The sequence below is a fragment of the Nonomuraea sp. NPDC051191 genome, assembly GCF_044455665.1.
Classification (GTDB): domain Bacteria; phylum Actinomycetota; class Actinomycetes; order Streptosporangiales; family Streptosporangiaceae; genus Nonomuraea.
In genome coordinates this window covers 87875-98178 of the sequence record NZ_JBITEZ010000033.1, presented here as the reverse complement: position 1 = coordinate 98178, position 10304 = coordinate 87875, and the positions used below count along the sequence as shown (strand labels likewise).

The window sequence follows — 10304 nt, the reverse complement described above, 5'->3', positions numbered from 1 at the left end:
AAGGTGCCGAACGCCGCCGCCATCTGGTTCGGCTCGACCAACTCCGACAACAACGGCGACGGCACCGCCGACACGATCCGCCGCTCCGCCATCCAATAGCCCCCGAGGGAGTGACCGTGCTCGCAACCCGCTTACGCACCCTCGTCCCGATCGCCGCCGCGTGCCTGGCCGTCTCCGCGCTCGTCGCGCTGCCGGCCCGCGCCGCGACCGTGCGCTACGAGGCCGAGAACGCCACCAACGTCCAGGGCGCCGTCGAGGCGAACCACGCCGGGTTCTCCGGCACCGGCTTCGTCAACAGCGACAACACGGCCGGCCCGTACACGGAGTGGACCGTCAACGCCCCGGCGGCCGGCACCGCCACCCTGGCCATCAGGTACGCCAACGGCACCGGCTCGGCCCGGACCTCCGACGTCTCCGTCAACGGCACGGTCGTGTCGGCCGGGCGCTCGTTCGGCGCTACGGCGAACTGGGACACCTGGGCGACCTCCACCCTCACCGCCACCCTGAACCAGGGCGACAACAAGATCCGCGTCACCGCCGCCTCCGCGGGCGGCAACCCCAACCTCGACTTCCTGGAGGCCACCACCGCCGACGCCCCGGCCACCGAATACCAGGCCGAGGCCGCGACGCTGACCCAGGCGAGCGTCGCCACCAACCACACCGGCTACACCGGCACCGGGTTCGTCGACTACGTCAACGCCGCCGGCGGCTCCGTCGAGTGGTCGGTCAACGTCGCCGAGGCCGGCAGCCACACGCTGACCTTCCGCTACGCCAACGGCACCGCCGTCGCCCGCCCGATGGACATCGCCGTCAACGGCGTCACCGCGGTGACCGGCCTGGCCTTCCCCGGCACCGGAAGCTGGGACACCTGGGCCGACGCCCGCGCCACCGTGACGCTGAACGCCGGCGTCAACACCGTCCGCGCGACCGGGACCGGCGCCGACGGCGGCCCGAACGTGGACAGGCTGTCGGTCAGCGGCTCCGGCGGCCCCGACGGCCAGGCGCCCACCGTGCCCACGGGCCCGCGGGTGACCGGCGCCTCGGCCGCCAGCATCTCCCTGGCCTGGACCGACTCCACCGACAACGTGGGCGTCACCGGCTACCGCGTCTACGAGGGCACCGCCGTGGTGGCGACCTCGCCCACCGCGAGCGCCACGGTGGCGGGGCTGACCTCCGGGTCCACGCACACGTACACGGTCACGGCGGTGGACGCGGCGGGCAACGAGTCCGCGCACAGCGCCGCGGTCACCGGCACCGCGACCGGCGGCACCGGCGGTCCCACCGCCGACCAGCTCCTCGCCAAGGTCACCACATGCGCCCAGATCTCCAACGGCAAGTACAAGACCGACTCCGACGTCTCCTCGGGGACCGTCCCGGTGTGCGGCAAGACCGGCGGCGTGTTCTGGAAGGGCGACCTGGACATCGACTGCGACGGCGTCCGCACCACGCAGTGCAACGAGAACACCGACTGCTGCTTCCAGGCCGACACGTTCTGCCACACCACGTCCGACACGCCGCTGAACGCGGCGCAGCTGGCGTACATGGTGGTGCCGAGCCCCAGCTCGATCTGGGACTACCGGACCAAGGGCATCGGCTGCGGGACGGTGGTGGCCGTCATCTACAACGGCCAGGTGGAGTACGCGGTCATGGGCGACACGGGCCCGTCGGGGATCATCGGCGAGGCCTCCTACCGCACCGCCGCCGACCTGGGCATCAATCCCGACCCGAGCAACGGCGGCACCGACTCCGGCGTCACGTACATCGTGTTCACCGGCTCGGGGACGAAGGTCTCGGCCATCGAGAACCACAACCAGGCCGTGACGCTGGGCAGGACCCTCGCCCAGCAGTTCGTCGACAACAACTGACCACCCCGTGAGCGTGCCGGGGGCCGCCGGTCGGCCCCTGGCACGGGATCGGGGGTGTCTGCCCCGATTTGTCCTGGATAAAACGGCAGCCCCCTGGACAGGACAGGGGTTATGGCAAGATCTGCGCTGGTCGTCATCGACATGCTGAACCCGTACGAGCACCAGGACGCCGAGCAGCTCGCGCGGCAGGTGGAGCCGATCGTCGAACCGCTGGCGGAGCTGGTCGCGCGGGCCGGCGAGCGGGACGACGTCGAGCTCGTGTACGTCAATGACAACTACGGCGACTTCGCCGCCGACCGGCGGGAGATCGAGGAGCGGGCGATGAAGGGCCGGCGGCCCGACCTGGTGCGGCCGGTCCTGCCGCCGCCGGGGTGCGCGTTCCTGCCCAAGGTGCGGCACAGCGCCTTCTTCGGCACGTCCCTGGAGTACCTGCTGTCCCAGAGCCGGGCGGAGCGGGTCGTCCTGGCGGGGCAGGTGACGGAGCAGTGCGTGCTGTACAGCGCGCTGGACGCGTACGTGCGGCACTACGAGCTGACCGTGCCGCCCGACTGCGTGGCGTCCATCCACCCGGATCTCGGGCAGGCGGCGCTGCACATGATGGAGCGCAACATGTCGGCCCGGCTCGCCCCGTCCGGCGACTGCTTCCCCGCGTGAGCCCTTGACCGCATTCCAGGGAACTCCCTAAGGTCGGTAACTGTTGTTCTTCCTTTTGCCAGTTACCGAATGGAGTCGGTGTGAAGACCCACAGGCCGGAGCCGTCCTTCGCCGGATGGCCGACGGTCCGGTACGTCGGCGCGGCGACGCTGGTCCGATGCGTGGACGGCGGCGCCACCGTGTGCCTGATCCTGCTCGCGATCCAGCGTCTCCCCCAGGGCGCCGCGGCCGGCGGCCTGTTCGTGGCCCTGCTGACCGTGCCCCATCTGCTCGGCCCCTGGCTGGCGCGCCGGCTGGACGGGGCCGCCGACGGGCGGCGGCTGCTGGCGGGGGCCTTCGCGCTGCACGGAGCGGCGCTGGCGGCCGGCGCGGCGCTCATGGGCGTCGCGCCGTTGCCCGTGGTGGGCGCGCTGCTCCTGGTCGCCGGGGCCGGCGGCCCGATGGTGACGGGCGGGCTGAGCAGCCGCCTGCCGGAGATCGCCGCCCGCGGGCGGATGGCGCGGGGACGGGCCGAAGGCTGGGACGCGGTCACGTACGGGGTGGGCGGCACGGCCGGTCCCGCCCTGGCCGCGGGGCTGGCCGCGATGGCCGGCCCGCTGTCCGCCGTCCTCGCGCTGGGGGCGGCCGCCGTGGTGGCGGGCGCCCTCGTCCTGACCCTCCCGGCCGACCCCGCCGCTCACCGGCGAGAGGGCCATGCCGGGAGCGACGCGACGGCTCGGCGGGGCGAAGGGGCCATGACGGTGCGGCAGGCCCTGGGGCTCATGGTCACGGTCGGGCCGCTGCGGCGGGTGCTGGTCGCCACGCTGCTCACCGCCGTCACCGCCGGCGGGCTGACCGTGGTCGCGGTCGAGTTCGGCGCCCGGCTCGGCCACGGCGCGACGGCCGGCGCGGCTCTGGCGGCGGTGTACGGGCTGGGCAATCTCGCGGGCTCGCTGGCGGTGACGGCGTTCCCGTTGCGCGGGGAGCCGGAGCGGCTGACGGTCCGGCACGTGGTGATCCTGGCCGTCGCCCTGGTCCTGTGCGCGTTCTCGCCCGTCTATCCGGTGGCCGTGGCGGCGTTCGGGCTGGCCGGGTTCGCCAACGCGCCGCTGTTCGCCGCCAGCCTGGCGGCACGGTCGGCGTACTCGCCGCCGCGGGCGCGGGCGCAGGTCTTCGTGTCGGTGGCGGGGCTCAAGATGGGGCTGTCCTCAGTGGGGGCGGCCGCGGCCGGTGCGGCGCTCGTCCTGGGGCCGAGGGCGCTGCTGGCCGCGGGGGCGGCGCTCGTGCTGCTCGCCGCCCTGGTGGCCGTGGCGGACCGCCGCCTCACCGCCTCCTCCGCACGCCCGCGTCCGGAACGACCTGGTACGGTCCCCGTCCCGGCCGAGGCGGCCTGCGAGGACCGGACGTGACCACCGATGCGCCACCGATCAGGACGCGTGGTGGAGGAGGCGGGCCGTGCGGTCGGCGACGAGGTGCGGCTGCTCGGCCTGGACCAGATGCCCCGCGGAGACGTCCTCGTGGCGCCCGTCGGGCAGGCTCTCGGCGTAACGGCGCTGGTGCTCGCGGTTGGCGGCGTGCTGACGCTCCCGCCCACGGGCGGCGCGGGTCACCGACAACACGATCGCCGGGCATTCGGGGAGCCGCGGCGGCCGGGCCCGGAACTCCGGGATCGCGGCGGCCACGGCCCGGACCTCGCTGCGGGTCTGGGCGACCCCGGCCGGGGTGAAGTCCTCGGCGAGCATGGTCCGGTAGGTGTCTGCGGGGAACAACCGCCGGACGTTCCCGCTGAACAACCGCGCCAGGGGACGGAACCGGCTGAGCGCCTGCGACACCGCCAGCATGCGGTCGACCTGCTCGGTGGTCCGGTCCCAGGTGTCGTACACCGGCGAGGTCTCCGGCAGGACGTCGGCCAGCAGCAGCCCCCGCAGCCGGGGCCCGAGCCGCTCGGCGGCCCGGCGGGCGACCAGCCCGCCCATGCTGTGCGCGACCAGCACGAACTCCCCCGGCACGACGGCCTCGGTCATCGCGACCAGGTCGGCGGCCAGGTCGTCGATGCCGAGCGGCCCTCCGGCGGGGCCGCTGCGCGCGCGCCCGGCGCGGTCGTAGGTCACCAGCCGCGCCCCGGACGCCAGCAGCGGCGTCACCGCGTCCCAGCAGGTGCGCCCGCAGCCGCCGCCCGCCTCGAAGACCACCCATGAGGGCCCGTCGCCGGACTCCTCGACGTAGACGTGCCGTCCGTTCACCGGCACCGCCCGCCCCCGCACGTCTCGCATGCGTCCTCCTCCGCCGTCCCGAACGTTTTCATTTTGGATAACGGTATCTCATATGAAATCGTTGGGCCATGGATCCTGTCGAGCAGTTGCTGCACCCCGTACGGCTGCGCATCGTGCACGCCGTGTCCGCCGCGGGCACGATGACGATCGCGCAGCTCTGCGCCCGCATGCCGGAGGTTCCGAAGATCACCGTCTACCGCCAGGTCGCCCACCTCACCGAGGGCGGCTTCCTGGAGATCGAGGGCGAGCAGCGCGTACGCGGCGCCACCGAGCGCCGCTACCGGCTGCGCCAGGACCGTCCCGCGATCGACGCCGGCGCCGCCGCCGCGATGTCGCTCGACGACCACCGCAGGGGGTTCGCCGCCGCCATGGCCGTCCTGATCGCCGAGTTCGACGCCTACCTGCGCCGCGAGGGCGCCGACCCGGTCGCCGACTCGGTCTCCTACCGGCAGGGCACGCTGTGGCTCAGCCCCGACGAGCTCGCCGCGATGCTGACCGACCTGCTGGCGGTCCTGGGCGGCCGCCTGGGCAACACCCCGGCCCCCGGCCGCGCCCCCTACCTGCTCAGCGCGATCCTGTTCCCCTCCGGCGCCCCGCCTTCCGACCCGCCTTCCGACCCGCCTTCCGGCCCGCCTTCCGACCCGCCTTCCGACCCGCCTTCGCCGCACGAGACCGGCCGGTAGCCCGCCCCGAACGTCAGGGCGTCCGGGCGGGAAGGACCTCGATGGCGGCGAGCCGGTCGATCCTGAGCAGCGACAGCCGGGTGACCTGGCTGGAGGTGGCGCGGATGGTGAGCGGCCGGGAACGGTCGGCGGCGGCCAGGTCGGCCAGGTCGGCCAGCGCCCGGACGCCGAGGAAGGACATGGCGCTGATGTCCACGACGTGGTGGCCGGGGTCGAACGAGGACAGCAGCGCGTTCCAGGCCAGGGCGTTGGACCGGTCGGCCTCGCCGGAGAAGGCCAGCCCGTCGCCGTCGGCGGTGGCGCGGTGGCCGAAGCGGGCCGCCTCGGCGATCGCCGGATGCGCCTGGCAGGCGCGGAAGACGTGCCCGGAGGTGAAGACGCGGGTGTCGTACGCGCACAGGGCGGTCAGCGTCCCCAGGGTGAACAGGGTGTTGGCGGCGGCCTCGAACGCGATGAGCGCGTCGATGTCCACCGCGTCCACGGCGTCCGCACGGTCCACGGGGCATGCCCACGCCATGTCCACGGCCACCCACAGGCCCGGGTAGCCGGCGGCGGTCGCGGCCAGGGCGGCGTCCCGGTAGGCGGCGTGCAGGCGGCCGGCGTCGAACCCGCCGCCGGCATGTCGCGCCTGGACGGTGTCCATGACGTGCAGGTGCCCCTCGTGGAGCGCGCGCCGCAGCGGCGGGGACGCGCCGAGCCGGTCGCCGAGCGAGCCGCGCAGCCGGGGCGAGGGGAAGATCATCACCTGGGCCCCTCCCGTGACGCCGACGTGCGCGAACTCGGCGGCGGCCGACAGGAAGGCGTCGTCGGAGCCGAAGCGCGCTCCGAGGTGGTCGCCCGTGTGCACTGGCGGCAGAATCGCCATCGTGCTGCCTCCCATGCCCGGTTGCCCTTCATCCTAGGCAGGCGCGGCACGTCCGCCGGAGGGCTTTCGAGGATTTTGCGGCCGAATGTCGTATCAAGGTGCTTAGGATTTGCTCACTGAGGGATGAGCGGCCACGGGGCGAATCAGGCGGTGACCATGGGCGAGTCGTTCGGACTGCACGTGCCGATCGGTACGAACCTGGCTCTGCTGCGTGGCCTGATCAGCGCCTTCGCGCTGGAGGCGGGGCTCGACGGGCAGCGGGTGGAAGGGCTGGTCCTGGCGGTCAGCGAGGCGGCCAGCAACGTCCTGGAGCACGCCCGGGCGCCCGGCATGGTGAGCGCCCGCAACGACCCCGACGGCGTGACGGTGCACGTCGTGGACGAGAGCGGCACCCTGACGGACGCCCACCTCAACCGCGTCCCGCCGTGGCCGCCGCAGCGCGGCATGGGCCTGTGGATGATGCAGCGCGTGTGCGACCGGGTCACGCTCGACCATCCGGACGGCCGTTCACGACTGGAGCTGTTCATGAGCCGCGCCCCCGCGAACACGGACGAGGAGACCACGCACCCCTAGTACGGTGGCCGGATGCATCCCGCCATCGAACCTTATGATCATGGTCTGCTCGACGTCGGTGACGGTCACCTCGTCTACTGGGAGGCGTGCGGCAACCCCGAGGGCAAGCCCGCGCTGGTCGTCCACGGCGGCCCCGGCTCGAACTGCACCCCGGGCCAGCGGCGCGGCTTCGACCCGGACCGGTACCGCGTGATCCTGCTCGACCAGCGCAACTGCGGGCGCAGCCGGCCGCACGCCGCCGACCCGGCCGCCGACCTGTCGGCGAACACGACCCACCACCTGGTGGCCGACATGGAACGGTTGCGCGAGCACCTGGGCGTGGACCGCTGGCTGCTGTACGGCGGCTCGTGGGGCTCCACGCTGATCCTGGCCTACGCCGAGGCCCACCCCGAGCGGGTCTCGGAGATCGTCCTCGCGGGGGTCACCACGACCCGCCGTTCGGAGATCGACTGGCTGTACGACGGCGTCGGCCGCTTCTTCCCCGAGCAGCGGCAGCGCTTCCGCGAGGGGGTGCCCGAGGCCCACCGGGGCAGCCTGGGCGAGGTGCTGACCGCCTATGCCGGGCTGATGGCCGACCCCGATCCGGCGGTCCGCGCCAAGGCCGCCCACGACTGGACGGCGTGGGAGGACACGGTCATCTCGCTGGAGACGAACGGCAAGCCCAACGCCTACAGCGACCGGCCGCCGGACAGCCTGGCGGCGCTCGTCCGCGTCTGCTCCCACTACTTCTCCAACGGCGCCTGGCTGGAGGAGGGTGTGCTGCTGCGGGAGGCGCACCGGCTGGCGGGCATCCCCGGCGTCCTCATCCACGGCCGCTTCGACCTCGGCGCGCCCTTGGAGTACGCCTGGGACCTGGCCCGGGCGTGGCCCGGCGCCCGTCTGGTGATCGTGGAGGACTCCGGGCACACCGGGAGCGGCACCTTCCGCGACGAGATCCTCAAGGCCCTGGACGGCTTCGCCGCCGCCCCCGCCTGATCGCGACCGCCGAGGAGCCGTTCCGGCCGGTCAGGGAGCCAGGGATCGCCCCTCGGCGGGAACGAACCGGATGAACGGGATGCGGCGGCCGACCTCGCGGTAGTCGTCCACGCTGCCGTCGACGGCGAAGCCCATGATCTTGCAGAGCCGGCGGGCGGCGGACGGGTGGCGCGGGGCGTACCGGGCCATGATGGCGGCGCCCTCGCCCGGTTCCAGCGGCACGGCCGTGGCCCGTGAGCGGTGGCCACCCACCTGGATGGTCACCTGCGGGGTGGCCTTGACGTTGCGGTACCAGTCGGCCCTGGGACCGAAGCCGGAGGCGGCCACGTAGCCGCGCTCGTCGTGCTGGACGACCTCGACGACGGCCCGGCGGGGCAGGCGCGAGACGCGTCCGGTGTGGGTGAGCAGCATGACGCGGCGGCCCAGCAGCGGCCCGAGGCCGAGGCGGTACAGCAGGATGGGCAGCCGCCACAGCCGGCGGCTCAGCCCGGCCGGCGGGTCGGGTCTCCTGACGATCTCCATGGTTCAAGCCTTCCGTAGTGGGTCGGAATGCTCCGCGCACCGGACCGGCCTACTTACGGGCCGTCCGCCTCCAGCAGGTCCTCCACCGCCGTCAGCGCCTCGCCGACCGGGAGGCCGGGGTCGATCAAGCGGTGTAGCATCAGCCCGTCGATCGCGGCCGTGACGAGCGTGGCGACGCCGTCCAGGCGGGCGGCCGTCCAGGTGGGACGCAGGCGTCCGAGGCGGGCGGCGATCCTGGCGCGGCCCCGGCGGAGCTCGTCGCGCAGCACCGCGCCCAGGGCGGGGTCGCGGGTGGCGCCCACGATCAGCTCGGCAGCCAGGCGGGTCGTCGGCTCGTCGCCCGCCGCCTGAGCCGGCAGGCCGCGCATCAGGGTCAGCGCGGCGCGTTCGTCCTCGGCGTTCAGCAACTCGGTGACCAGCGGGCCGACGACGAGGTCCGTGGCGCGGCGGAAGATCGCCTCGTGCAGGCCGGGCAGCCCGCCGAAGTGGTAGTGGATCAGGCCGGGGTTGGTGCCGGCCCGCTCGGCCACGGCCCGCGTGGTGACGCCGGGCCATCCGTGCTCCCCCAGCAACAGGATCCCGGTCTCCACCAACTGCTCGCGACGGCGGTCGCCGCGCGGGGAATTTGGCCGATCGGCCAAGTCGGTCATACGGCCAAGTTAGCACCGGAAATTCGCGTGCGCCAGGGGCGGTCGCCGGTGTTGCATGTCCGGATGATCGACGAACCCCTGGACCGCCTCCGCGCCGCCGCACGACGTACCCGCGAACTGGCCCTGGAGCGGGGGGCCACCGGCGTGGGCCACGAGGACGCCGACGACGACGCCGGCACGATCGGCACCGACGGCGCCCTCGGCTTCGACCCGTTCCCGCTGCTGGAAGCCCTCCACCGGCACGGCGTCCGGGCCGTGGTGATCGGGCAGGTCGCCGGCATCATGCACGGGTCCGCCGAGCTGACCGGCGACCTCGACCTGCTCTGGGACGGCGTCCCGGCCCACGCCCCGGCCCTGGCCGCCGCCTTCGCCTCCGCCGGCGCCCGGCTCGGCGACGAGACGGGCCGCCCTCTGGCCGCGCACCCGGACTCCCTCCTGCGCCCGAAGGTGCGCTTCACCTCGCCCGGGGCCGGCGGCGACTGCTGCACCCCCGCGCTCCCCTGGGGAGGGTTCCGGGTCCGCGAGTGCCTGGACCGCGCGGTGACCGCGACCGGCCCGGACGGCCTGGAGGTCCACTACGTCTCGCGGGACGACCTGATCGGGATGCGCCGCGCCCTGGGCCGCCCGAAGGACCTGCGCCGGGCAGCCGAACTGGAGGCCCGGTGACCGGCGGAAAACCAGTCGTGGGAAGGGGCGGCGGTCGAGTAGCTTCGCCGTTCATGACCACGACCCCGACGCTGCGCACCGAACGGCTGCTGCTGGAGCGGTACGTCCCCGAGGACGAGGAAGCCTTCGTCACCCTGTTCCAGAATCCGCAGGTCACGCGCTGGATGGGGGACGGCACCGCCACCGAGGCCGAAGACCGCGCGCTGTTCGGCCGGATCTTCAGCAAGGTCTACGCCCAGGACCTGTTCGCCGTCTGGGCCGTACGCCGGGACGGCGCGCTGATCGGCCACGCCGAGATCAAGGCGACCGACACGGTGGCGGGCCACGAGCTCGTCTACGCGCTCACCCCCGAGGTGTGGGGCGCGGGCCTGGGCCGGGAGCTGGCCGAGGCGATCGTCACCCACGGCTTCGACGCCCTCGACCTGACGGAGGTGCACGCCACCGTGGCGCCGGCCAACCTCGCCTCGCTGGCCGTGCTGCGCAGGATCGGCTTCGAGCACGTACGCGACATCGCCGAGGACGACGGCGGCAGCACCCACGTGCTGACCCGCCGCCGTCCGGCCGATCAACCGGTCCCGGCGTCGTAGGAGGCCCGCCCG

Annotated in this window: 12 protein-coding genes; 8 read left to right on the top strand and 4 right to left on the bottom strand. The window is 73.8% G+C overall.

Going from position 1 to position 10304, the window contains the following annotated elements:
• The first annotated feature begins 116 nt into the window (after nt 1-116).
• The 3 genes from ACIA8R_RS51760 (at nt 117) to ACIA8R_RS51750 (ending at nt 3907) form a co-directional block, all read left to right on the top strand.
• Nucleotides 117-1865, top strand: coding sequence for a CBM35 domain-containing protein (locus ACIA8R_RS51760; RefSeq protein ID WP_397045488.1), 1749 nt, complete (start codon nt 117-119; stop codon nt 1863-1865).
• Nucleotides 1866-1976: 111 nt separating this feature from the next.
• Nucleotides 1977-2519: a cysteine hydrolase family protein gene (locus ACIA8R_RS51755; RefSeq protein ID WP_397045486.1), complete on the top strand. Its 543-nt coding sequence runs from the start codon at nt 1977-1979 to the stop codon at nt 2517-2519.
• An 80-nt stretch (nt 2520-2599) separates the two neighbouring features.
• Nucleotides 2600-3907 carry an MFS transporter gene (locus tag ACIA8R_RS51750; RefSeq protein ID WP_397045484.1) on the top strand — a complete coding sequence of 436 codons (1308 nt, stop codon included), beginning with the start codon at nt 2600-2602 and terminating at the stop codon, nt 3905-3907.
• Between the two features lie 18 nt (nt 3908-3925).
• Here ACIA8R_RS51750 and ACIA8R_RS51745 read toward each other — a convergent pair whose 3' ends face one another.
• Nucleotides 3926-4771, bottom strand: a complete 846-nt coding sequence (locus ACIA8R_RS51745) for an alpha/beta fold hydrolase (RefSeq protein ID WP_397045482.1) — start codon at nt 4769-4771, stop codon at nt 3926-3928.
• 68 nt (nt 4772-4839) lie between these two features.
• Between ACIA8R_RS51745 and ACIA8R_RS51740 the strand changes: the two genes are divergently transcribed.
• The gene (locus ACIA8R_RS51740) at nt 4840-5454 is read left to right on the top strand and encodes a helix-turn-helix domain-containing protein (protein ID WP_397045480.1); all 615 of its coding nucleotides are present in this window, start codon (nt 4840-4842) and stop codon (nt 5452-5454) included.
• Between the two features lie 13 nt (nt 5455-5467).
• Here ACIA8R_RS51740 and ACIA8R_RS51735 read toward each other — a convergent pair whose 3' ends face one another.
• A complete protein-coding gene (locus ACIA8R_RS51735) occupies nt 5468-6319 on the bottom strand; it encodes an MEDS domain-containing protein (RefSeq protein ID WP_397045478.1) in 852 nt (283 codons plus the stop codon).
• A 123-nt stretch (nt 6320-6442) separates the two neighbouring features.
• Between ACIA8R_RS51735 and ACIA8R_RS51730 the strand changes: the two genes are divergently transcribed.
• Together ACIA8R_RS51730 and pip are read left to right on the top strand one after the other, a co-directional pair.
• Nucleotides 6443-6892 (top strand): ATP-binding protein, encoded by a 450-nt coding sequence (locus tag ACIA8R_RS51730; protein ID WP_364100314.1) that lies wholly within the window; start codon nt 6443-6445, stop codon nt 6890-6892.
• 12 nt (nt 6893-6904) lie between these two features.
• Nucleotides 6905-7867, top strand: a complete 963-nt coding sequence (pip, locus tag ACIA8R_RS51725; RefSeq protein WP_397045476.1) for a prolyl aminopeptidase — start codon at nt 6905-6907, stop codon at nt 7865-7867.
• 30 nt (nt 7868-7897) lie between these two features.
• Here pip and ACIA8R_RS51720 read toward each other — a convergent pair whose 3' ends face one another.
• Both ACIA8R_RS51720 and ACIA8R_RS51715 read right to left on the bottom strand, forming a co-directional pair.
• Nucleotides 7898-8389, bottom strand: a complete 492-nt coding sequence (locus ACIA8R_RS51720; protein WP_364100308.1) for a nitroreductase family deazaflavin-dependent oxidoreductase — start codon at nt 8387-8389, stop codon at nt 7898-7900.
• Between the two features lie 53 nt (nt 8390-8442).
• Nucleotides 8443-9039, bottom strand: a complete 597-nt coding sequence (locus ACIA8R_RS51715) for a TetR/AcrR family transcriptional regulator (protein WP_397045474.1) — start codon at nt 9037-9039, stop codon at nt 8443-8445.
• Nucleotides 9040-9102: 63 nt separating this feature from the next.
• On the opposite strand from ACIA8R_RS51715, the gene ACIA8R_RS51710 reads away from it, so the two are divergent.
• Together ACIA8R_RS51710 and ACIA8R_RS51705 are read left to right on the top strand one after the other, a co-directional pair.
• Complete coding sequence (locus ACIA8R_RS51710) at nt 9103-9705, top strand: hypothetical protein (protein WP_364100302.1); 603 nt, start codon at nt 9103-9105, stop codon at nt 9703-9705.
• Between the two features lie 53 nt (nt 9706-9758).
• Nucleotides 9759-10292: a GNAT family N-acetyltransferase gene (locus ACIA8R_RS51705; RefSeq protein ID WP_397045472.1), complete on the top strand. Its 534-nt coding sequence runs from the start codon at nt 9759-9761 to the stop codon at nt 10290-10292.
• Nucleotides 10293-10304 lie beyond the last annotated feature (12 nt).

What these genes read in the sequence shown, in the direction of transcription:
- ACIA8R_RS51715 (WP_397045474.1), bottom strand. Translation starts at nt 9,039, where the DNA reads ATGACCGACTTGGCCGATCGGCCAAATTCCCCGCGCGGCGACCGCCGT.
- ACIA8R_RS51755 (WP_397045486.1), top strand. Translation starts at nt 1,977, where the DNA reads ATGGCAAGATCTGCGCTGGTCGTCATCGACATGCTGAACCCGTACGAG.
- pip (WP_397045476.1), top strand. Translation starts at nt 6,905, where the DNA reads ATGCATCCCGCCATCGAACCTTATGATCATGGTCTGCTCGACGTCGGT.
- ACIA8R_RS51720 (WP_364100308.1), bottom strand. Translation starts at nt 8,389, where the DNA reads ATGGAGATCGTCAGGAGACCCGACCCGCCGGCCGGGCTGAGCCGCCGG.
- ACIA8R_RS51735 (WP_397045478.1), bottom strand. Translation starts at nt 6,319, where the DNA reads ATGGCGATTCTGCCGCCAGTGCACACGGGCGACCACCTCGGAGCGCGC.
- ACIA8R_RS51740 (WP_397045480.1), top strand. Translation starts at nt 4,840, where the DNA reads ATGGATCCTGTCGAGCAGTTGCTGCACCCCGTACGGCTGCGCATCGTG.
- ACIA8R_RS51730 (WP_364100314.1), top strand. Translation starts at nt 6,443, where the DNA reads ATGAGCGGCCACGGGGCGAATCAGGCGGTGACCATGGGCGAGTCGTTC.
- ACIA8R_RS51710 (WP_364100302.1), top strand. Translation starts at nt 9,103, where the DNA reads ATGATCGACGAACCCCTGGACCGCCTCCGCGCCGCCGCACGACGTACC.
- ACIA8R_RS51705 (WP_397045472.1), top strand. Translation starts at nt 9,759, where the DNA reads ATGACCACGACCCCGACGCTGCGCACCGAACGGCTGCTGCTGGAGCGG.
- ACIA8R_RS51745 (WP_397045482.1), bottom strand. Translation starts at nt 4,771, where the DNA reads ATGCGAGACGTGCGGGGGCGGGCGGTGCCGGTGAACGGACGGCACGTC.